Here is a 20,748-nt window from a genome sequence, read left to right as displayed (position 1 = left end):
CTGAACACCATGGCGATTCAAGATGCTTACCCGCTCACGCGGCTGCAGTCCGGGATGCTGTACCACAGCCATCTGGACCCGGCGGGTTCCACCTACCACGATCTGTCCAGTCTGCGGATCTCCGGACCGTTCGACGAGAGCCTGCTGCGCGGCGCGCTGGCCGCGCTGCTGGCCGGCCACGACATCCTGCGCAGCAGTGTGGAGCTGACCCGGTTCAGCGAGCCCATGCAGCTCGTGCACGACGCCGTCGAGCCTCCGCTGACCGTCGAGGACCTGTCCGCACTGGGCACGGCGGAGCAACAGGAGCGGCTGACCGCGTGGCGGGCGGCCGAGAAGGCCCGGCCGTTCGACCTGGGCACCGCCCCGCTGCTGCGGGTGCACGCCCAGGTGGTGAGCGGCACCGCGTTCTGGCTCCACCTGAGCTTCCACCACGCGATCCTCGACGGCTGGAGCCTGTCGCTGCTGACCTCCTCGCTGCTGTCGGAGTACGACCGGGCACTGTCCGGTCACGCACCCCGGGTGCCCCAACTCGGCACCCGGTTCCGTGACTACGTGCTGCTGGAGCGCAAGGCGCTGGCGGACGGCGCGGCCCGCGACTACTGGGCCCGGCTCCTCGAGGACACCGAGGTGCTCGAGCTGCCGCGCTGGGGCGGCGGCGGCCGTACGGGCGCCGCGGCGGAGCGGTCCGCGCGGGTGCACCGGGTGGCCTTCGGGGCCGAACTGACCGAGCGGATCAAGGGCTTCGCCGCGGACTCGCGGGTGGCGACGAAGGCCGCGCTGTACGCCGCGCACGCCGCGGTCGTCGCCCGGCTCTCGGGACAGCGCCGGGTGCTCACCGGCCGCGTCGCCAACTGCCGCCCGGAGACGGCCGACGGGGAGCGGGTGATCGGCCTGTTCCTCAACAGCACCCCGCTGGTCGTGGACACGGACGGGACGAGCTGGCGCGACCTGGCCCGGCAGGTGCACCGGGCGGAGGGCGAGGCGCTCGTCCACCGGCGCTATCCGCTGGTCCAGATGCAGCGCGACCTGAACCGGGACACGCTCTTCGAGACGCTGGTCGACTACCGGGCCATGCGGAGCTACGGCGGTATGTCGCTGACCCATCTGACGGTCGACGAGACGGACTTCTTCGAGCAGACCAACCTGTCCTTCACCGCCAACTTCGGCGCCGACCCGGGCACCGGCGAGCTCGGCCTGGGCATCAACCACAACGCGGCGGAGTTCTCCGCGGAGCAGATGGAGGCCATCGGCGGTTACTACACCGCGGCGCTCCGGGCCATGGTGGAGGACCCCGGCGCGTCCGTCTCGGGCACGCCGCTGCTGACCGCGGCGGAGACCACCCGGCAGCTGCGGGAGTGGAACGGCACCGCCGCCGAACTCCCCCTGGACCGGCCCCTGCCCGCGCTGCTCGCGGAGACCGCCGCCCGCCACCCCGACCGGGTCGCGCTGCGCGCCGGGGACCGGGAGCTGACGTACGCGGAGCTGTACCGGCGGGTGAACCGGCTGGCCCGGCGGCTGCGCGAGCAGGGCGTCGGCCCCGGGGTGATCGTCGGCGTGTGCATGCGGCGCTCGGCGGACCTGATCACCGCGCTGCTGGCCGTGCTCTCGGCCGGCGGCGCCTATCTGCCGCTGGACCCGGAGTACCCGGCCGACCGGCTGGCGTACATGCTGGCCGACGCGCAGGCGCCGGTCGTGCTCGTCGATCCCGGCACCCGGCCGCCCGAGTCCGCGGCGACCGTGCTGACGATCGCGCCGGACACCCTGGACGAGGGCGCGGACGACGCCGTGGACCCGGGCCTGCGGGCGGAGGACCTGGCCTATGTGATCTACACGTCCGGTTCGACGGGCCGGCCGAAGGGCGTCCAGATCCCGCACCGCGCGCTGGTGAACCTGCTGCACTCGATGATTTCCGAGACCGGTCTCACGGCCGGGGACCGCTGGCTGGCACTCACCTCCCTGTCCTTCGACATCGCCGGACTCGAGGTCTTCGCCCCGCTGCTCGTCGGCGCCGAGCTGCGCGTCCTGGAGGACGACGCCGCGCACGGGGCCGCGCTGGTCGCCGAGGTGCGGCGGGCCACGATCGTGCAGGCCACCCCCTCGGCCTGGCGCATGCTCGTGGACGCCGGCCTCGGCACGGAGCCCGGTGTCCGGGCGATCAGCGGCGGGGAGGCGCTGCCCGGGGACCTCGCGCGGCAGCTCGCCGAGCGCCTGGGGTCGGTGTGGAACGCGTACGGGCCGACGGAGACCACCATCTGGTCCTGCCTCCGGGCCGTGCGCGCCGACGAGCCGGTGACCATCGGTACGCCGCTCGCCAACACCCAGGTCTACGTCCTGGACGACACCCTGCGTCCGGTGCCGGTGGGGGTGCCGGGCGAGCTGTACATCGGCGGCGAGGGCGTGGCCCGCGGCTACCGCGGGCAGGCCGCCCTGACGTCGGTGCGCTTCGTGGCCGACCCCTTCGGCCCCGCTGGCGCCCGGCTGTTCCGCACGGGTGACACCGTGCGCTGGCGGCCGGACGGCCGGCTGGACTTCATCGGCCGCAACGACCACCAGGTCAAGATCCGCGGGTTCCGGATCGAACTCGGCGAGATCGAGTCGGTGCTCGCCGCGCACGCGGCGGTCGGCCAGGTCGTCGTCACCCCGCGCCCGGACCGGCGCGGCGAACACCAGCTCGTCGCCTACCTGGTCGCCGCCCCGGGCGCCGGGGCGGCCGCCCCGCAGGAGCTGCGCGCGCTGGTGGCGGCCCACGTGCCGGACTACATGGTGCCCGCGGCGTACGTGTGGCTCGACGCGTACCCGCTGACCCCGAACGGCAAGATCGACCGGGCGGCACTGCCCGACCCGGACCGCAGCGGCACCGCCGCCGGGCGGATCGTCGAGCCCTCCACCGAGACCGAGCTGATGGTCGCCGGCCTGTGGGCGGAGGAGCTCGGACTGGACACGGTGGGCGCCACCGACTCCTTCCGGGACCTGGGCGGGCACTCCATCGCCGCGCTCCGCATCGTCCTGCGGATCAAGGAGGCCACCGGCCACGAGGTTCCGCTGGCGAGCCTGCTCACCGGCGCCACGGTCGCCTCGCTCGCGGAGGGCATCGACGCGGGCCGCGAGGACGAGAGTTCGATCCTCGTCCCGCTGCGTGAGGCGCCGGGCTCGGACCAGCGGCCGCTGTTCCTGATCCATCCGCTGGGCGGCACGGTGTTCTGCTACGGTGCGCTGACCGACGCCCTCCCGGCGGACCAACCCGCCTACGGAATACAGGCCTTCGACCACGTGGCTCCCGACGGGCCGCGGCCCACGACCATCGAGGCCATAGCGGAGCACTACCTGGACGTGGTGCGCGCCGTGCAGCCCGAGGGGCCGTACCGCTTCGGCGGCTGGTGCATGGGCGGTGCCGTGGCCTACGCCATGGCGCGCCGGGTGCGGGAGGAGGGGGGACACGTGGAGACGCTCGCGCTGATCGACTCCAGCATCGCCGACCCCGTACCCCCGGAGTGGGTCGACGACGACGCGGCCGCGATCCTCGGCGCGTTCGCCAACCAGCTCCCGATCACCCTGGCCGAGCTCCAGCGGGTCCCCGCCGAACGGCGGCTGGCCCACGCGCTGTCGCTCGCCGAGGGCCACCTCGCGCGCCCCGACGTGGGCAGCGTGGACGACCTGCGGCGCCTGGTGGACCTCTACCGCCGGCACGCCAAGGCGCTGCTGGAGTACCGCGACGGCACGCTCGAACCGTACCGGGGCAGCGCGATGGTGATCCGGGGCGAGGACGCCCCGCACACCACGCCGGACCTGGGCTGGAGCGCCAAGGTCGAGGGCCCGCTCGTGGTGCTGACGACCCCGGGTGACCACCGCAGTCTGCTCGCGGAACCGCGGGTGGGCGACCTGGCCGACCGGCTGGTGGTCGCCATGCGCGAGGGCGTCGGCGCCCTGGCGCGGTTCACCGGCGAAAGCGCCGTGCACTGATGGCGCACCGTTCGGCGGCCGTGGCCGACCGCGCCGATACTTCTTGGAGGCCCTCATGACGACACCCTCGACCGACCAGTTGCCCGGCGACATCCCCGACTGGGCCTACGGTGTCCGCCGGCTCGTGGTGTTCAGCGGGGCCGGTATCTCCACCGACTCCGGCATCCAGGACTTCCGCGGTCCCTCCGGTGTCTGGACCCTGAGCCCGGGACTCCAGACGAAGCACACCTACCAGGCCTTCATGGCCGACCCCGAACTCCGGGTCAGCTACTGGAAGACGCGCTACGAGCACCCCGTCTGGGGAGCCGAGCCCAACGCCGGCCACCGCGCGGTGGCCGCGCTCGGGGAGTCGGGCATCGACACGACCGTCGTGACGCAGAACACCGACGGTCTGCACCAGCTCGCCGGTACGCCCGCGGACCGGGTCTTCGAGCTGCACGGCACGATGCGCACCACCCAGTGCGTCGCGTGCGGGCGCCGGTCGCCGACCACGGACGTGCTGGCGAGGATCGAGGCCGGCGAGGCCACTCCGCCGTGCCCGGAGTGCGGCGGCATCCAGAAGACCGCCAGCACCATGTTCGGGCAGACCATGTCCCCGGAGACGTTCGTCCGGGCCGAGGAGGCCGTCACCTCGTGCGACCTGATCCTCGCCGTGGGGACGACGCTCACCGTCGAGCCCGCGGGCTCGCTGTGCGCGAGCGCGGTGAACGCCGGGGCGACCCTGGTCATCGTCAACTGGGATCCCACGCCCTACGACGCCATCGCCACCGACATCATCCGGGACCCGCTGGGCGAGGCGCTGCCGCGCATCGCGGCGCAGCTGCGGGCCGCCGCCTCGGGTGCCGTCACCCGTGAGGAGGCCGCCGCCGGGGAGGAGGCCGCGGCGCCGGCGGCGCGTCCCAGCGTGCTGCTGCGCGCGGATGCCCGGACCGCGCGGTTCCGTTCGCGGGCCGCCGAGCTGGAGCGGCTCGCCCAGTGGTGTGCGGGCACCGGCACCCGGACCCATCTGGTGTCGGGCCCGGCCGGGAGCGGCAAGTCCCGCCTCGCCCTCGAACTCGCCGACCGGCTGGCCGAGTCGGGCGACTGGGACGTCGCGTTCCCGGCACCGGGCGCGGGCCTTCCCGCCACGGAGCGGCCGCTGCTGGTGGTCGTGGAGAGCGCCGAGACCCGCGGCGAACAGGTGACCCGGATCCAGGCCGAGGCGGCGGCGCGCGAGTCCGGCGCGCCGGTCCGCCTGCTGCTGCTCGCCCGCACGGACGGGCCCCGGCCGACGGCGGACACGTACGAGGAGCTCGGGGCTCCCGACGCGGCGGAGCCGGGTCACGCCGACGCCGTGCGCGAGGCCGCGCAGGACTACGCGGCCGCCCTCGGCGACCCCTCCCCCGTGGCCGTCCCGCCCCAGGACGTGCCGCCGCTGCCCGGAGCCCTCCAGGCCGCGGTGCTCGCCAGGGCACTGGCGCCGTCCCCCGGTGCGGACGGACAGGACGAGGGGCTGCTGCTCCAGCGGGAACTGGCGTATCTGCGGGCCGCCGCGAACGCGCACGGGCTGGAGCTGCCGGCCGGCGTGGTGGCCGGTGCGGCGGCCACCGCCGTGCTGTGCGGCGCCGCCGACGAGGAGGCGGCCCTCGCCGCCCTCGGGCACGTACAGGCGCTGGAGGACCCGGAGTTGCGGGTCCGGGTCGCGCGGTGGCTGTGCGAGATGTACCCGCCGGTCGCCGAGGGGTCCGCCTACTGGAGCGAGTCGCTGCCCGACGCGCTGGACGAGGATCTGGTCGCCGAGGTCGCCACGCCCCGGTTCCTGCTCGGCGCGCTGATGGAGACCACCGAGGACCAGGACCGGCGCGTGCTGACCGTGCTGGCCCGCGCCGCGGACACCCGTCCGCAGGTCCGCCGGCGTCTGACCGAGCTGCTTTCGCTGCTGCCGGGTGTCTCGCCCGCGGCGGTCGAGGTGGCGCTGACCCGCGGCTACCCGGCCCCGCTGGCCGAGGCGCTGACCGCGCTGGCCGAGAAGAACCCCGCCCTGCCCGCCGACCTGCTGGACGCCGTACCGGCGGGCGTGACGGTGTTCGGCGAGTTCCCGGTGCTGCTCGCGGAGAGCCTGGTGGACGCCTACGAGCGGCGGGCGCAGACCCAGAACGGGCTGCGCGGCCTCACCAAGACGCTCATCGAACTGGCCGAGCGCCAGGCCGACCTGGGCCGCGCCGAGCAGTCGCTGAGCGCGGCCCGCCGGGCGGTGGAGATCGCCGGCGCGCTGGAGCAGCAGGACGGCCACCTGGCCCGGGCCGAGCGGGCGCTGCACCGGGCCACCGAGCTGACCCGGTGACGGAAGAGGCGGCGGGGCGCTGAGGTCCCGCGCCCGCCGAGGACACGCAGGCCCGCCCCCGCCGACGCAGGCGGGGGCGGGCCTGCGCGTGTGCGCTCAGCCGTGCCGGTGCAGCCAGCCGTGGGCGTCCTCCGCCCGGCCGGTCTGGAGGTCGAGCAGCGCCTTGCGCAGACGCATGGTGACCTCGCCTGGCTCGCCGGTGCCGTGAGTCCACCCGGCGCCCCGGGACTTGACCGTGCCGACCGGGGTGATGACCGCCGCGGTGCCGCAGGCGAAGACCTCGGTCAGGGTGCCGTTCTCCGCGTCCCGCCGCCAGTCCTCGGTGGAGATCCGGCCCTCCTCTGCGGTGAGGCCGAGGTCGCGGGCGATGGTCAGCAGCGAGTCACGGGTGATACCGGGCAGCATGGAGCCGGTGAGCTCGGGGGTGACGACCCGGTCGCCGTACACGAAGTACATGTTCATGGCGCCCATTTCCTCCACCCAGCGGTGCTCGGCCGCGTCCAGCCAGACCACCTGGTCGCAGCCGTGCTCGGCGGCCTCGGCCTGGGCGACCAGCGAGGCGGCGTAGTTGCCGCCGGTCTTCGCGGCGCCGGTGCCGCCCTTGGCGGCACGGACGTAGTCCTCGGAGATCCAGACGGAGACCGGCTTGACGCCGCCGGGGAAGTAGGCGCCGACGGGCGAGGCGATCACGATGAAGAGGAACTCGTCGGCCGGCCGGACGCCCAGCCCGACCTCGGTGGCGATCATGAAGGGCCGCAGGTACAGGGCGGCCTCGGCGGAGCCGGGCACCCAGGCGCGGTCCTGCTGGACCAGCGCGTCGCACGCGGCGAGGAACAGCTCGGTGGGCAGCTCCGGCATGGCCATGCGGCGGGCCGAGGCCTGGAAGCGCTCCGCGTTGGCCCCGGGGCGGAAGGTGGCCACGGTGCCGTCGGGCAGGCGGTACGCCTTGAACCCCTCGAAGATCGTCTGCGAGTAGTGCAGGGTCTTGTTCGCCGGGTCGATGGTCAGCGGCGCGTACGGGACCAGCTCGGCGTCGTGCCAGCCCCGGCCCCTCGTCCACTTGACCGTCACCATGTGGTCGGTGAAGTACCGGCCGTACCCGGGGCCGGCCAGAATCGCCTCGCGCTCCGCGTCGGACCGCGGGTTCGCGGAGGGCTTGAGCTCGATCGTGGGCGTCGTCATGAGTGCCAGTCCTTCACCGTCGTGTGTGACGGACCGCGCCCAGGCCGTGCGCCGCGGGACGTCCGAGCCTTTCCCGCATGTCGCGGCCCCCGTGTGATTATCGCGCACAGCCACCGCGTACGGGTGAGGAAAGCACGCCGTCATGACCGCGGAAACGGGCTGCTCACAAGGGAGTTGTCCCGAAATCCGCACCCATCCGCTGATCGTCGCCCCCTCGCCAACCCGCCCTCCCCGAAGGACACTCGTAGGTAACGGAGTTGCCGCCGACAGGGGGACGGGACATGCGGGACGGCCATCGGACCGAGGCCGAGCGGCTGCTGGCGCGGGCCGTGGACGAGGAGGTACGGCGCTCCGGCGGCCGGACCGACGGGCAGCTGCTGCTGTCGCGGGCGCGCGGCTCGCTGGACACCATGGCGCAGCATGCCGCCGAGGAGTACGAGAACTACGTCCGCGCGCTCGACGAGGCCGACGCCGGCCGGCTCACCTTCGGCCAGCGCTACGCCCGCGAGGGCGCCGGGACGGCGTTGCTGGTGGCCGGCGTCGCCGCGGTGGCCGCCGCCGTCGCCGACCTGTCCCTGGGCACCGGCGCCGGCACGGCCGTCGGCACGGGCGTCACCGTGGGCGTGGTGGGCGCCGCCGCGACGGTGGTGAAGGTGGCCGGCTCCCATCTGCCGGCCGCCCATCACCGGGCGGGCGAGGCCGGTCAGCCCGGGGGCCCGGAGCAGCTACGGCTGCAGTGGCTGACCGCGCTTGAGGTGCGCGGCATCCGCCCGTTCCTCGACCAGCAGCGGGTGCTCACCGCCTCCACCGGGCCGAAGAAGAAGACCGGTCCGGCGCTGCGCGGCGCCGACAAGAGCGCGGCGGCCCGCAGGCGCACGGTGCTGGAGCAGTCCTTCGGGCAACTGCCCGAGCCGGACGGGCCGTTCGCGGGGCGCCGGCCGGAGCTGGCGCGGATCAGGCAGTGGGCGCAGGCGGCCCGGGCGGCCACCGAGACCCGGCCGACGGTGGTCGTGCTGCACGGCGAGCCCGGCTCGGGCCGCACGACGCTCGCGGTCCGCGCGGCGCACGACCTGAGGGATCACTTCCGCGGGGCGGTCGTCGTGGACCTGCGCGGCGGCAGCCGGGACGAGCCGCCGCTGCCCGTCCGGGACGCGCTGCTGCATCTGCTGAACCGGCTCGGCGCGCCCCGCGAGCAGTTGCTGTTCCGCGAGCGCTCCTCCCCCGACCAGCAGGTCAAGCGGCTGTCCGAGCTGTATCACCGGCATCTGACCGGCCTTCCGGTGACGATCGTGCTGGACGACGCCTCGGACCCGGAGCAGGTGCGCGCCCTGGTGCCCGAGCACTCCGACAGCCTGGTGCTGGTCACCGCCCGCACCCCGCTCGAGCTGCCCGCGGAGCTCGGCGCCTGGGTGCACCACCTGCCGGTGCGGGAGCTGGACGCGGCGGGCGCCGAGGAACTGCTGGGAGCGACGGCGCAGGACGCCTCGGGGCCGTACGACGCGGAATCCGCCGACCGGGTACGCCAGTTGTGCGGGGGGCTGCCGCTGGCGCTGCGCGTCGCCGGCTCCTCGCTCGGCCCGCGTTCACCCCGGCAGCTCGCCTCGGACCTCGGCGCGTACGGCCCGGTCGAGCCGGTGGAGCGGGCGCTGTGGCTGCGCTACACCGACCAGCCGGACACCCCGCGCCGGCTGCTGCGCAGGCTGGCGCTGGCCGGCCGGGCCTCGCTCGGCGCGGCGGCGGCCGCCGCCCTGCTGGCCACCGACGAGCCGGAGGCCACCCGGCATCTGGCGGCCCTCGCGGACGCCGGCCTGATCGACCATGTGCGCGGCAGCCGCTACCGGCTGCACGACCTGGTGCGGGCCTTCGCCCAGGCGCGGCTGCTGGACGAGGAGGACCCGGCCGAGCGGACGGCCGCGCAGGAGCGGCTGATCGTGAACTACGCGGAGCTGGCCGACTCGGTACTGCGCCTGGTCGACGGCAACATGTCGACGCGCTCGAACCAGTTCGGCGCGCACGGCTTCACCTCGCTGGACGAGGCGCTGCGCTGGCTGGACGACGAGTCCAGCTTCATCACGGCCGCACTGCGCCACGCCGAGGGCGTGGACCAGGCCGCCGTGCAGAACCTGCTCGGCGCCCTGTGCGACTACTGCCTGCTGCGCGGTGACCTCTACCGCCTCGGTGAGATCAGCGAGCTGGCGCAGGCCGTGGACGAGGGCCTGCTGATGCGCTCCGTGCAGTGGCGCACCGGTATCGCGGCCCGGCAGCTCGGCGAGCTGGACAAGGCGCGCACCACGCTGGCCTCCGTGGTCGACCTCTACCGGGAGGCCCACCAGGACGCGGGCGCAGCCCGCGCGCTGTGCTCCCTCGGGATCACCCTGCACCACCAGGGCAACCTCACCGAGGCCGCGGCCCGGCTGCAGGAGGCCCTGGACCTGCAGACGGCCGAGGAGCTGGCGACCGACCGGGCCTGGACGATGCACGCGCTGGCGGCGGTGCAGCGCGACCGGGCCCGGCTGCCGGAGGCCCTGGACCTGCTCACCCGCTCCCTGGTCCTGCACCGGCAGGGCGGCTCCCTGCACGGGGAGGCGTGGGCGCACTTCCAGCTCGGCCAGCTCGCGCTGCGCATGGGGGACGTGCCGAAGGCGGAGACGGAGCTGCGGGCCGCCCTGGAGCGCTACGGCCAGACGCACGACGCGCGCGGCGAGGCCTGGGCGCTGACCCAGCTCGCCCGGGCCCGGCTGGTCGACGGGGACGCCGGTCCCGCGGTGGAGGACCTCCGCCGCGCGGCGGCGCGGCACCGGGAGAACGAGGACGCGCGCGGCGAGGCCTGGACGCTGTTCCACCTCGGGCAGGCGCTGGAGGAGACGGGGGAACTGGACCAGGCGGTCCGGGAGCTCGAGCGGTCCCGGCAGATGTTCTCCCGGATGCGGGACGTCTACGGTCTGGCCTGCGCCCGGCACCACTCGGCGCGGGTCACCCGGGACCAGCGGGCCGCGCAGACCGGCTCGCTGCGCAACTCGGGCTTCGCCCGGCAGTTGCTCGTCGACGCCCGCGCCGACTTCCAGCGCATCGGCGTCGCCCACGGCGAGGCCTGGACCTGTCTGGAGCTGGCGGTGGTGGACGCGGGCAACGCCCGGATCCAGCAGGCGCTGGCGCTGTGCGACGAGGCGCTGACCCTGTTCACGTCCTACGGCGACCGCCGCGGTGAGGACTGGGCGCGGTTCCTGCGCTGCACCCTGCTGCCGTACGCGGCGCCGGGCGGGGTGGAGGTGGGCACGGCGGTCGCCCAGGAGGAGCTGGCCCAGCTCACCCGCGCCTCGCATCCGCTGCGGGACGAGAAGCTGGACGAGTGGGTGCCGGCCTACGCCCTGCTGCTGGAGCGGGGCGTGAGCCTGGAGGCGGGCTGGCAGGCCTGGCGTCTGCGCATGACCCCGGACCGCCACGCCCGGGAGGTGATGGGAGTGGCGGTTCCGGCGCGGAGCTAGCTGGGGCCTCCGGGGTCAGCCCTGCGGCGCCTTGGATTCGGTCTTCTCCTCGGCCCCGGTGTCGGGGGCCTCCTTGAAGTCGACCTTCTGCATCTGCTTGCTCATCGACTTCATCAGGCCCCACACGGCCACGGCCATCACCGCGAACACGATGAAGCCGAGGACGCCGGGGGTGACCTTGTTCTCGTCGACCTCCTTGGCGAGGGGGACGAGATGCGTCAGTGCCAGGCTTGCGCTCATGTCAGGCATTGTCCCGGATGCCCGCGAAGAGGTCGTCCTCGGGGAGGGAGGTGTCGACGAGAGACTTCGCCAGCTCGTACTCCTCCGTCGGCCAGACCTCCTTCTGCAGGTCCATCGGCACCCGGAACCAGCCGCCGTCGGGGTCGATCTGGGTGGCGTGGGCGATCAGCGCCTTGTCACGGACCTCGAAGAAGTCCGCGCACGGGACGTGCGTGGTCAGCGTGCGCTCGACGCGCTCGAACTCCTTCCAGCGCTTGAGCCAGTCCCCGTACGGCGACTCCAGGCCGCGGTCGAGCATCGCGTGGTGCAGGGCCTCGGTGCGGGGGCGGTTGAAGCCCTGGTTGTAGTAGAGCTTCCGCGGCTGGTGAACGGGGCCGTACTCGGCCTCCGGGTACTTCTCGGCGTCCGCCGCGCCCTCGAACGCCACCATCGAGATCTTGTGGGTCATGATGTGGTCGGGGTGCGGATAGCCGCCGTTCTCGTCGTAGGTGGTGATCACCTGCGGACGGAAGGAGCGGATCTGCTTCACCAGCTCACCGGCCGCCTTGTCGACGTCCTCCAGGGCGAAGCAGCCCTCGGGGAGTGGCGGCAGCGGGTCGCCCTCGGGCAGGCCGGAGTCGACGAAGCCCAGCCACTCCTGCCGGACGCCGAGGATCTCCCGGGCCTCGTCCATCTCCTTCTTGCGCACCTCGTGGATGTTTTCCTCGATGTAGGTGTCACCCTGCAGCTTGGGGTTGAGGATGGACCCGCGCTCGCCACCGGTGCAGGTCACCACCAGCACGTCCACCCCCTCGGCCACGTACTTCGCCATGGTGGCCGCGCCCTTGCTCGACTCGTCGTCGGGGTGCGCGTGAACGGCCATCAGTCGCAGCTGGTCAGTCAAGACTCAATCCTCGGTAAGTCGGCGCCCCGTGTCTTCGGCGCAATCGCAGGCTTCTATAGTGACGGAATCGGGGGGCGATTAATTCCGCGGAGAGGACGATCATGGGTACGGCGAGCACGCGGCTGCCCGAGGGCCGCTACGGCCGCTCCTCGGACGAGCGTGCCGACCGCAAGCTCAAGGTCGCCGGATCGCTGCTGGGTGTGGTCCTTCTCGCCCTGATCGGCTACTTCGCCTACCACTACATCGCGCAGAACGAGATCAGCGCCCAGGTGATCACCTTCAAGGCCTCCGACGACGCGGTCCGGGTGCATCTCGAGGTGCACAAGGACGCCGGTGCCTCCGGCTACTGCACCCTGCGCTCCCAGTCGGCCGAGGGCGCCGAGGTGGGACGGGCGGACTTCCGCTTCACCGGCCCGGCCACGCGCACCGACAAGGTCGTCACGCTCCGTACGACGGCCAGGGGTACGACGGCCGAGCTGCTCGGCTGCCACGCCGACTGACCAGGCGCAGGCCGTGACCTGCCTCGATGTGATTCTGATGGCTTATGTCCTCCCCCTTCCGCCATTGAATTGTTAGGCTCGTGGTTTCGCCCTTCCAAGAGGGAACATTCTTCTGGGTAGGGCGATGCTTTGTATTTCCCAGTACCGACGAGGAGCACCCTGTGACCCAGACCAGCGAGAACGTCACCTGGCTGACCCAGGAGGCGTACAACAAGCTCAAGGACGAGCTTGAGTACCTTACTGGTCCTGCGCGCACGGAGATCGCCGCCAAGATCGCGGCCGCGCGCGAGGAGGGCGACCTGCGCGAGAACGGCGGGTACCACGCTGCCAAGGAGGAGCAGGGCAAGCAGGAGCTCCGTGTGCGCCAGCTGACCCAGCTTCTGGAGAACGCCCAGGTGGGCGAGGCTCCGGCCTCCCCGGACGGTGCCGTTGCGCCGGGCATGGTCGTCACGATCGCCTTCGACGGTGACGAGGACGACACGATGACGTTCCTGCTCGCCTCCCGCGAGTACGCGAGCGCGGATGTCGAGACGTACTCGCCGCAGTCGCCGCTCGGCTCCGGCGTCATGGGCCACAAGGTCGGCGAGGACGCGCAGTACGAGCTGCCGAACGGCAAGAAGGCCTCGGTGCGGATCCTGAAGGCCGAGCCGTACTCGGGCTGATCCACCGAACCGGGTTCATGTCGCGCCCCCGGCGTCCCAGGACACCGGGGGCGTCTTCATGCCCTCACGCGGTGGCCGCCGTCACGCGGTGGCCGAGCGGTACTTGCGGACCGCGAGCGTGCGGAAGGCCACGGTGATCAGGATCGACCAGATCAGCGAGACCCACACGGAGTGCTGCATGGGCCAGGCATCCGGGGTCCGGTAGCCCGGGGGGAAGTTGCCGAACAGCTCACGGCACGCCTGCACGGTGGCGCTGAACGGGTTCCACTCCGCGATGTGCCGAAGGAACGGCGGCATCTTGTTCGCGTCCACGAACGCGTTCGAGATGAACGTCAGCGGGAACAGCCAGATCAGGCCGCCCGAGGTGGCCGCCTCGGGGGTGCGTACGGAGAGGCCGATGAGCGCGCCGATCCAGGAGAACGCGTAACCGAGCAGCAGGAGCAGGCCGAATCCGGCGAGCACCTTGCCGAGGTTCTCGTGCGTACGCCAGCCGACCAGCAGCGCCACCACGGCGAGGACGAGCAGGGTGAGCGCCGTCTGGACCAGGTCCGCGAGGGTCCGCCCGGTCAGCACCGCGCCGCGTGCCATGGGCAGGGAGCGGAAGCGGTCGATGAGGCCCTTGTGCATGTCGTCGGCGATGCCCGCCCCGGCGCCGGCCGTGGCGAACGTGACGGTCTGCGCGAAGATGCCCGCCATCAGGAACTCGCGGTAGGCCTGCGTGGAGCTGGAGCCGCCGACCTGGATCGAGCCGCCGAACACATAGGTGAACAGCACCACGAACATGATCGGCTGGATCAGTCCGAAGATGACCATCTCGGGGATCCGGCACATGCGGATCAGATTGCGCTTGGCGACGATCAGCGAGTCACGGACGGACCGGCCGACGGGGTTGCCGGGGGCCGCGAGGGGCGCGGCTTCGGTCACGGCACTCATTTCACGGTCTCCTTGCCCTTGGCGCCCTTGCTGCCCTTGCTGCCCTTGCTGCCCTTGCCGGACCGGTCGTTCCCGGCGGACTCCTCGGCCTCGGCCACGTGTCCGGTCAGGGACAGGAAGACGTCGTCGAGGGTGGGGCGGCGCAGTCCGATGTCGTCCATCTCGATCCCGCGGCTGTCCAGCTCCCGGATGACCTCGGCGAGCAGCTTGGCGCCGCCGGTGACGGGCACCGTGAGCTTGCGGGTGTGCTCCTCGACCGTGGTGTCGCCCTTGCCGAAGCCGCGCAGCACCTCGGCGGCGGTGCCGATGTGCTCGCGCTCGTGCACGACGACCTCGACGCGCTCGCCGCCGGTGCGGGCCTTGAGCTGGTCGGAGGTGCCCTTGGCGATGACCCGGCCGTGGTCGACGACCGCTATGTCGTGGGCGAGGTGGTCGGCCTCCTCCAGGTACTGCGTGGTCAGCAGCAGGGTCGTGCCACCGGACACCAGCTGCTTGATGACCCCCCAGAGCTGCTGCCGGTTGCGCGGGTCGAGGCCGGTGGTCGGCTCGTCCATGAACATCACGGGCGGTGAGACGACCAGCGCGGCGGCGAGGTCGAGCCTGCGGCGCATGCCTCCGGAGTAGGTCTTGGCGGGGCGGTCGGCGGCGTCCGTGAGATGGAACTGCTCCAGCAGCTCGACCGCGCGCTGCCGGGCCGCCTTGCCCCTCATCTGGTAGAGCTGACCGACCATCTGCAGGTTCTCCCGGCCGGTCAGGTACTCGTCGACCGCGGCGAACTGCCCGGACAGGCCGATGGAGCGGCGTACGGCGTCGGGGTCCTTGAGGACGTCCACGCCCGCCACGACGGCCCGTCCGCTGTCGGGCCGCAGCAGTGTCGTCAGACAGCGGACCGCCGTCGTCTTGCCGGCGCCGTTCGGCCCGAGCAGGCCGAGGACGGTGCCCTCGGGGACATCGAGGTCTACGCCGTCCAGTGCCCTTACGTCGCCGAAGGTCTTCACCAGGCCTTCGGCATAGATGGCGCCTGGCATGTGGGTCTCCACGTCGTTGGGGATGCTTCGGAAAGGCTAGGTTCGCGCGCTCGCCGCCGCCTTCGGTTTTCCATCAGCGGTTTTCACCCTGGGGGTTTCACCATGGGGTTTCCCGCATGGATCACCGGCGTACCGCGGCGGCACGACACACCATAACGCGATGTATCGCGTCTGCCAATGGATTTCCCCGGACGGGTGACACCAGCCTTTCGCGGTCCGGTACGGCGCGGCGCGACCCGCCCGGACTCCGTCTCAGTCGATGACCGTGTAGCCCGCCTGGCGCAGGGCCTGGCCGACCTCGACGCAGTGCGCCGGGCCCTTCGTCTCCAGGTGCAGCTCCACCTCGGCCTCCGTGAGTCCGAGCCGGGGATCGGTCCGCACATGGCTCACGTCGAGGACGTTGGCGTCGACCACGGACAGCACCCCGAGGAGCGTCGCGAGGGCGCCCGGACGGTCCGTCAGCCGCAGCCGGACCGCCAGATAGCGGCCCTGGGCGGCCATGCCGTGCCGCAGCACCCGCTGGAGCAGCACCGGGTCGACGTTGCCGCCGGACAGCACGGCGACGACCGGGCCGGGGAAGGCACCGGGCTCGGACAGCAGGGCCGCGACCGGGCTGGCCCCGGCCGGCTCGACGACCAGCTTGGCGCGCTCCAGGCACAGCAGCAGCGCGGCCGACAGCTGGTCCTCGCTGACCGTGCGGATCTCGTCCACCAGGTCACCGATGATCTCGAACGGCACCAGACCGGGCCGGCCCACCTTGATGCCGTCGGCCATCGTCGTCGGATTCCGCACCGACACCGGACGGCCGGCGGCGAGCGAGGGCGGGTAGGCCGCCGCGCCCTCCGCCTGCACACCCACGATCCGGACCTCCGGCCGCAGCGCCTTCACCGCGACCGCGATGCCGGCCGCGAGCCCGCCGCCGCCGATGCCGACGACGATCGTGCGCACATTTGGGCACTGCTCCAGGATCTCCAGGCCGACCGTGCCCTGGCCGGCGATGACATCGGGGTGGTCGAAGGGGTGGATGAACACCGCGCCCGTCGTGGCCGCGTACTCCTGGGCGGCGGCCAGGGTCTCGTCGACCACCTGACCATGCAGCCTCACCTCGGCGCCGTACTCCCGGGTCGCGCTGATCTTCGGCAGCGGGGCACCCTGCGGCATGAACACGGTCGAGTGCACCTTCAGCAGCGAGGAGGCCAGGGCCACGCCCTGCGCGTGGTTGCCGGCGCTCGCCGCCACCACTCCGGCGGCCCGCTCCTCCGGCAGCAGCCCGGCGATCCGGACGTAGGCGCCGCGCAGCTTGAACGAGCCCGTGCGCTGCAGGTTCTCGCACTTGAGGTGCACCGGCGCGCCGACCAGCTGGGACAGGTGCCGGCTGCCTTCCATCGCGGTCGTCCGCGCCACGCCCGAGAGCATCTTCTGGGCTCCGCGCACGTCGTCGAGGGTGACGGAGCGCAAGGAGCCGGCCGTGCGGTAGCTCATGACCCAAGTCTCGCAGTTCACGGTCGTGCGCGACGGCTGTGACCAAGCTCCGAGACCGGGTTTGCACAGCGCCGGTACGGCCCGCGCCCGGGCCGCGTACCCTGTCCCCCAACCCAGCAGCCCTCATGAAGCGAGCCTCCGGCCATGCCCACAACACCTGAAATGTCGATGGACATGACGACCGTCGGTGACACCGGTCTTCTCGACACCCTCCAGCACGAGGTGGCGGTGTTCGCCCGGCGTGCCGAACAGACCCGGCTCGGCGGCGTCGGGCAGGTGCGCAACACCATGGACCGTGCCGCCTACCTGCTGCTCAACCGCCTCGACAGCGAGGGCCCGATGGGCGTCAAGGCGCTCGCCGCGAGCATGGGGATCGACTCCTCCACGGTCACCCGGCAGGTGGCCCCGCTGGTCGACACGGGCCTCGTCAAGCGCACCTCGCACCCGGAGGACGGGCGGGCCGTGGTGCTCCAGCTGTCCCCGCGCGGGGGCGCCCGGCTGGAGGAAGTACGTTCGTCGAGGCGTCAGTTGATGGCCGAGCTGACACACGACTGGGCGCCGGAGGAGCGCGAGCAGTTCTGCGCGCTCCTCACGCGCTTCAATACCGCGCTCTCCTCCCGGATGGCGGTCCAGCCGGTGCCGGCGGCCGAGCGGACGCCCGCTTCCTGACGCGCGCCCCGGACGGGTGCGGTCCCGAGTCTTGACCCCGGGCCGCCGTCGGCCTCATATGAGACCGGGGCCTGTGTGGTGCGCGGTCCGCCCGTCCCGTACCGGACAGGACCCCCTCAGGGGGGAGGCGCGGTGCGTGATCGGCAGGCATCCCGCGATGCCCGCCGGGCCCGGGAGTTCGAGGCGTTCGTCGCGGGCGCGGCGGGGCGGCTGCTGCATGCCGCCACCCTGCTCACCGGAGAGGCCCCGGACGACAGCCCGCGCGCGCGGAGGCTGCTGGCCCCCACGCTGGCCCACACCTACGCCCGCTGGGACCGGCTGCGCGGCGAGGACCCCTACGAGTGCGCCCGCCAGTACCTGGCCACCCGGTTCGCGCACGAGGCCTGGCGGCACTACGGCGCCGTGGGCCGGGCCCGTCCGCATCCGCGCAGCCCGCTCGCCGAGCTGGCGCCGCAGGAGCGGCTGATCCTGGTGCTGCGGATGTTCGAGGGGGTCGCGGAGGAGCAGACGGCGGCCCTGCTGGGCCTGCCCGTCGAACGGGTGCACGCCATCTGCGACCGCGCGACGGCCACCGTGCTGCATCCGGCGCGCAGGTCGGCGCCGCGCGCGGTGGGCACGAAGGTGGCGTCGTCATGAGGCGGCCGCCGGCCGGGAGGCCCCGGTGAACCGCGCCCAGCGGGAGGCCGCCGTGCGACGGATCCTGGAGCAGGTCCCGGTGCCGGTGCCGCCCGGTCTGCACGCCGAGGCCGTCCGCCGCGGCAGCCGCCTGCTGCGGCGCCGGCTGCTCGCGCACCGCCTGCTGTGGCTGCTGCTGTGCGCGGCGGCCGTGGCGTTCACCGTGTGGGCGCTGCGGGCGCAGCCCTGGGTGGAGCCGCCGTCGCAGACGACTCCACCGCTCACCGGCTGGTGACGGAGACGGCAGGCAACGGCTAGCCGAGCGCCTGCTGCAGGTCCTCGAGCAGGTCGTCGACGTTCTCGATGCCGACGGACAGGCGCACCAGGTCGGCCGGGACCTCCAGGGCGGAGCCGGCCGTGGAGGCGTGGGTCATCCGGCCGGGGTGCTCGATGAGCGACTCGACGCCGCCGAGCGACTCGCCGAGGGTGAAGACCTTGGCGCGGTTGCACACCTCGACGGCGGCCTCCTCGCCACCCTGGACCCGGAAGGACACCATGCCGCCGAACGCCTTCATCTGCTTGGCGGCCACCTCGTGCCCGGGGTGCTCGGGCAGGCCCGGGTAGAGCACGCTGCTCACGCGCGCGTGCCGGGTGAGCATGTCGGCGATCCTCGTGGCGTTCTCGCTGTGCCGGTCCATGCGCACCGCGAGGGTCTTGGTGCCGCGCAGCACCAGCCAGGAGTCGAAGGGGCCGGCGACGGCGCCCATCGCGTTCTGGTGGTAGGCCAGCTCCTCGCCCAGCGCCTGGTCGGAGACGATCAGGGCGCCGCCGACCACGTCCGAGTGGCCGCCCATGTACTTGGTCAGCGAGTGCACCACGACGTCCGCCCCGAGCGACAGCGGCTGCTGGAGGTAGGGCGTGGCGAAGGTGTTGTCGACGACGAGCCGCGCGCCCGCGGCGTGGGCGACCTGGGCGACGGCGGCGATGTCGGTGATGCCGAGCAGCGGGTTGGAGGGGGTCTCCACCCAGACCACCTTGGTCTTCGGCGTCATCGCGGCCCGTACGGCGGCCGGGTCGCTGGTGTCGGCGACGGACCACTCCACACCCCAGCGGGTGACGACCTTGGCGAAGAGGCGGAAGGTGCCGCCGTAGGCGTCGTTGGGGATCACCACGTGGTCGCCGGGGCTGAGCAGCGTACGCAGCAGGGTGTCCTCGGCCGCCAGGCCGGACGCGAACGCGAGACCGCGCCGGCCGCCCTCCAGCGCGGCGAGGTTCTCCTCGAGGGCCGTCCTGGTCGGGTTGGCGCTGCGGCTGTACTCGTAGCCGCCGCGCAGACCGCCCACGCCGTCCTGCTTGTAGGTCGAGACCTGGTAGATCGGCGGGACGACCGCGCCGGTGAGGGGATCCGCGGTGTTGCCCGCGTGGATCGCGAGGGTCTCGAAGTGCTGACTGATGTGCCTGTCGCTCATGTGCACCGAGCGTAGTGCGCTCGGCCGGATGGTGACGTCCGACGGGCTCGGGGAACGGGAAGTCCCAGGGCGCCGGCGACGCCGGGCGCGGTTTTTCCACAGGCCCGGCGGGCGGGGTTGGCCAATTGTCGGCGGCGTCTGGTTCGCTTGAGGCATGGCGACTCTCTGGCTGCTCATGGCGCTGGTCCTGCTGTGCTTCGTGCTGCTCCCGGTCCTGCGGCGCAGGCGCGGGGCGGCCGGGCGGGCTCCGGTGGGCCGGCCGGACGGCGCGCTTCCGGCGGCCTACGGCTTCGTGCCCGAGGAGGAGCTGGACGTGCGGATGCCGGGCCCGGACAAGGATCTGCTGGACGTGCTGGACCTGGTGCGGCGCACCCAGGACTACCAGGCCGCCGCCCAGCTGCTGGCAGGCACCGAGGCGGAGGGCGAGGCGCGCTGGCAGCGTGTGCAGGGCTTCGCCGGCGCGGCGGCACTGGAGCTGGCACAGCGGCCGGGCGGGGTGCACGAGACGCCCGGCGGGCAGTGGCTGCGGGTGTGGCGGGCGGAGCGGCCCAAGGACGCCGGTGGCGCGGCCGTGCACGCCGAGTTCCTGGTGCAGCAGGCGTGGCGGACGTCCACGCCGGGCACGGACGACTTCCGGATCATCATGGAGGAGGCCCGGCAGGCCTGCGGCGAGGCGGCGCTGCTCGCCCCCGGCGACCCGGTCCCGTACATCGTCGAGCTGTCCGTCGCCCGGGGCCTGGGATGTCCGCGGCCCGAGTTCGAGAAGCTGTGGCTGACCGTCCTGGACCGCGCCCCGCACCACATGGGCGCGCACCTGGCCGCACTGCACTACTGGTGCGAGAAGTGGCACGGTTCACGCGAGGAGGCGTACGCCTTCGCCGAGAACGCCGCGGCGCGCGCCCCGGAGGGCTCGCTGCTGGCCGCGCTGCCGCTCTTCGCGGTCTTCGAGCACCTCCCCGAGGTGAACCTGGTCCGCAGCTTCTACCAGAGCGAGGTGGTCACCCGGGCGATGCAGGGCGCGCTGCACGCGGTGCACACCGCCCGCCCGGACGACCCGGTGCTCGCGCACGTCCGCCATCTGCTGCTGTTCTTCCTGGTCCGGGCCGAGCGCTGGCCGGAGGCCATGGACCAGCTCGCGCACGTCGACGGCCACGTCGGCGCGCTGCCCTGGACCCTGTCCGCCGACCCGGCCGCCGCCTTCGCCGCCCACCGCGCGCTGGCGGTGGCCGGGTACGAGGCGGCCGGCGGCAGCCCGGCGGGCCTGCCCGGCTGACAGGTCCGCACCGGTCCGCACCGGTCACGGCCGGGATTGCCCCG

General features: G+C 73.1%; 16 protein-coding genes. 9 read left to right on the top strand and 7 right to left on the bottom strand.

What is annotated here, in order from left to right:
* Window positions 1–9 precede the first annotated feature (9 nt).
* On the top strand, window positions 10–3,960 hold the full coding sequence (locus ACFVVO_RS02470; RefSeq protein ID WP_390051103.1) for an amino acid adenylation domain-containing protein: 3,951 nt from the start codon (window positions 10–12) through the stop codon (window positions 3,958–3,960).
* Window positions 3,961–4,015: 55 nt separating this feature from the next.
* A complete protein-coding gene (locus tag ACFVVO_RS02465) occupies window positions 4,016–6,283 on the top strand; it encodes a Sir2 family NAD-dependent protein deacetylase (protein ID WP_390051102.1) in 2,268 nt (755 codons plus the stop codon).
* Between the two features lie 96 nt (window positions 6,284–6,379).
* Here ACFVVO_RS02465 and ACFVVO_RS02460 read toward each other — a convergent pair whose 3' ends face one another.
* Entirely contained in the window at window positions 6,380–7,465 is a 1,086-nt protein-coding gene (locus ACFVVO_RS02460; RefSeq protein WP_390051101.1) for a branched-chain amino acid aminotransferase, read from the bottom strand.
* A 281-nt stretch (window positions 7,466–7,746) separates the two neighbouring features.
* Here ACFVVO_RS02460 and ACFVVO_RS02455 point away from each other — a divergent pair, with 281 nt between their 5' ends.
* Window positions 7,747–10,950 (top strand): tetratricopeptide repeat protein, encoded by a 3,204-nt coding sequence (locus ACFVVO_RS02455; RefSeq protein WP_390051100.1) that lies wholly within the window; start codon window positions 7,747–7,749, stop codon window positions 10,948–10,950.
* Window positions 10,951–10,965: 15 nt separating this feature from the next.
* On the opposite strand, the gene ACFVVO_RS02450 is transcribed toward ACFVVO_RS02455, so the two are convergent.
* Both ACFVVO_RS02450 and mca read right to left on the bottom strand, forming a co-directional pair.
* Complete coding sequence (locus ACFVVO_RS02450; RefSeq protein WP_390051099.1) at window positions 10,966–11,199, bottom strand: hypothetical protein; 234 nt, start codon at window positions 11,197–11,199, stop codon at window positions 10,966–10,968.
* Window positions 11,192–12,073, bottom strand: coding sequence for a mycothiol conjugate amidase Mca (gene mca / locus ACFVVO_RS02445; RefSeq protein WP_390051098.1), 882 nt, complete (start codon window positions 12,071–12,073; stop codon window positions 11,192–11,194). Before mca ends, ACFVVO_RS02450 begins: the two co-directional genes overlap by 8 nt.
* 101 nt (window positions 12,074–12,174) lie before the next feature.
* On the opposite strand from mca, the gene ACFVVO_RS02440 reads away from it, so the two are divergent.
* Together ACFVVO_RS02440 and greA are read left to right on the top strand one after the other, a co-directional pair.
* Window positions 12,175–12,573 (top strand): DUF4307 domain-containing protein, encoded by a 399-nt coding sequence (locus ACFVVO_RS02440; RefSeq protein ID WP_390051097.1) that lies wholly within the window; start codon window positions 12,175–12,177, stop codon window positions 12,571–12,573.
* A gap of 161 nt (window positions 12,574–12,734) precedes the next feature.
* Window positions 12,735–13,235: a transcription elongation factor GreA gene (gene greA / locus ACFVVO_RS02435; protein ID WP_390051096.1), complete on the top strand. Its 501-nt coding sequence runs from the start codon at window positions 12,735–12,737 to the stop codon at window positions 13,233–13,235.
* Between the two features lie 81 nt (window positions 13,236–13,316).
* On the opposite strand, the gene ACFVVO_RS02430 is transcribed toward greA, so the two are convergent.
* From ACFVVO_RS02430 to ilvA, 3 genes are all read right to left on the bottom strand, one after another.
* Entirely contained in the window at window positions 13,317–14,168 is an 852-nt protein-coding gene (locus tag ACFVVO_RS02430) for an ABC transporter permease (protein ID WP_390051095.1), read from the bottom strand.
* Window positions 14,165–15,196 (bottom strand): ATP-binding cassette domain-containing protein, encoded by a 1,032-nt coding sequence (locus ACFVVO_RS02425; protein WP_390051094.1) that lies wholly within the window; start codon window positions 15,194–15,196, stop codon window positions 14,165–14,167. Before ACFVVO_RS02425 ends, ACFVVO_RS02430 begins: the two co-directional genes overlap by 4 nt.
* A gap of 252 nt (window positions 15,197–15,448) precedes the next feature.
* A complete protein-coding gene (gene ilvA, locus ACFVVO_RS02420) occupies window positions 15,449–16,678 on the bottom strand; it encodes a threonine ammonia-lyase (protein WP_390051093.1) in 1,230 nt (409 codons plus the stop codon).
* A 162-nt stretch (window positions 16,679–16,840) separates the two neighbouring features.
* On the opposite strand from ilvA, the gene ACFVVO_RS02415 reads away from it, so the two are divergent.
* The 3 genes from ACFVVO_RS02415 to ACFVVO_RS02405 all read left to right on the top strand — a co-directional run bounded on the left by ACFVVO_RS02415 (window position 16,841) and on the right by ACFVVO_RS02405 (window position 18,257).
* Complete coding sequence (locus ACFVVO_RS02415; RefSeq protein ID WP_390051571.1) at window positions 16,841–17,347, top strand: MarR family winged helix-turn-helix transcriptional regulator; 507 nt, start codon at window positions 16,841–16,843, stop codon at window positions 17,345–17,347.
* A gap of 132 nt (window positions 17,348–17,479) precedes the next feature.
* Window positions 17,480–17,983, top strand: a complete 504-nt coding sequence (locus tag ACFVVO_RS02410) for a sigma factor-like helix-turn-helix DNA-binding protein (protein WP_390051092.1) — start codon at window positions 17,480–17,482, stop codon at window positions 17,981–17,983.
* Between the two features lie 25 nt (window positions 17,984–18,008).
* Window positions 18,009–18,257 carry a hypothetical protein gene (locus tag ACFVVO_RS02405; protein ID WP_390051091.1) on the top strand — a complete coding sequence of 83 codons (249 nt, stop codon included), beginning with the start codon at window positions 18,009–18,011 and terminating at the stop codon, window positions 18,255–18,257.
* 19 nt (window positions 18,258–18,276) lie between these two features.
* Here ACFVVO_RS02405 and ACFVVO_RS02400 read toward each other — a convergent pair whose 3' ends face one another.
* Window positions 18,277–19,431, bottom strand: coding sequence for a cystathionine gamma-synthase (locus tag ACFVVO_RS02400; RefSeq protein WP_390051090.1), 1,155 nt, complete (start codon window positions 19,429–19,431; stop codon window positions 18,277–18,279).
* A 154-nt stretch (window positions 19,432–19,585) separates the two neighbouring features.
* Here ACFVVO_RS02400 and ACFVVO_RS02395 point away from each other — a divergent pair, with 154 nt between their 5' ends.
* Window positions 19,586–20,704 carry a hypothetical protein gene (locus ACFVVO_RS02395; RefSeq protein ID WP_390051089.1) on the top strand — a complete coding sequence of 373 codons (1,119 nt, stop codon included), beginning with the start codon at window positions 19,586–19,588 and terminating at the stop codon, window positions 20,702–20,704.
* Window positions 20,705–20,748 lie beyond the last annotated feature (44 nt).

Source organism: Streptomyces sp. NPDC058145, from assembly GCF_042884245.1.
In the GTDB taxonomy this organism is placed as follows: Bacteria; Actinomycetota; Actinomycetes; order Streptomycetales; family Streptomycetaceae; genus Streptomyces.
This window is presented reverse-complemented; position numbering and strand designations above follow the sequence as displayed.

What these genes read in the sequence shown, in the direction of transcription:
- ACFVVO_RS02430 (WP_390051095.1), bottom strand. Translation starts at nt 14,168, where the DNA reads ATGAGTGCCGTGACCGAAGCCGCGCCCCTCGCGGCCCCCGGCAACCCC.
- ACFVVO_RS02470 (WP_390051103.1), top strand. Translation starts at nt 10, where the DNA reads ATGGCGATTCAAGATGCTTACCCGCTCACGCGGCTGCAGTCCGGGATG.
- ACFVVO_RS02440 (WP_390051097.1), top strand. Translation starts at nt 12,175, where the DNA reads ATGGGTACGGCGAGCACGCGGCTGCCCGAGGGCCGCTACGGCCGCTCC.
- ACFVVO_RS02415 (WP_390051571.1), top strand. Translation starts at nt 16,841, where the DNA reads ATGTCGATGGACATGACGACCGTCGGTGACACCGGTCTTCTCGACACC.
- ACFVVO_RS02465 (WP_390051102.1), top strand. Translation starts at nt 4,016, where the DNA reads ATGACGACACCCTCGACCGACCAGTTGCCCGGCGACATCCCCGACTGG.
- ACFVVO_RS02460 (WP_390051101.1), bottom strand. Translation starts at nt 7,465, where the DNA reads ATGACGACGCCCACGATCGAGCTCAAGCCCTCCGCGAACCCGCGGTCC.
- ACFVVO_RS02395 (WP_390051089.1), top strand. Translation starts at nt 19,586, where the DNA reads ATGGCGACTCTCTGGCTGCTCATGGCGCTGGTCCTGCTGTGCTTCGTG.
- ACFVVO_RS02400 (WP_390051090.1), bottom strand. Translation starts at nt 19,431, where the DNA reads ATGAGCGACAGGCACATCAGTCAGCACTTCGAGACCCTCGCGATCCAC.
- ACFVVO_RS02450 (WP_390051099.1), bottom strand. Translation starts at nt 11,199, where the DNA reads ATGCCTGACATGAGCGCAAGCCTGGCACTGACGCATCTCGTCCCCCTC.
- ACFVVO_RS02425 (WP_390051094.1), bottom strand. Translation starts at nt 15,196, where the DNA reads ATGCCAGGCGCCATCTATGCCGAAGGCCTGGTGAAGACCTTCGGCGAC.
- ACFVVO_RS02455 (WP_390051100.1), top strand. Translation starts at nt 7,747, where the DNA reads ATGCGGGACGGCCATCGGACCGAGGCCGAGCGGCTGCTGGCGCGGGCC.
- ilvA (WP_390051093.1), bottom strand. Translation starts at nt 16,678, where the DNA reads ATGAGCTACCGCACGGCCGGCTCCTTGCGCTCCGTCACCCTCGACGAC.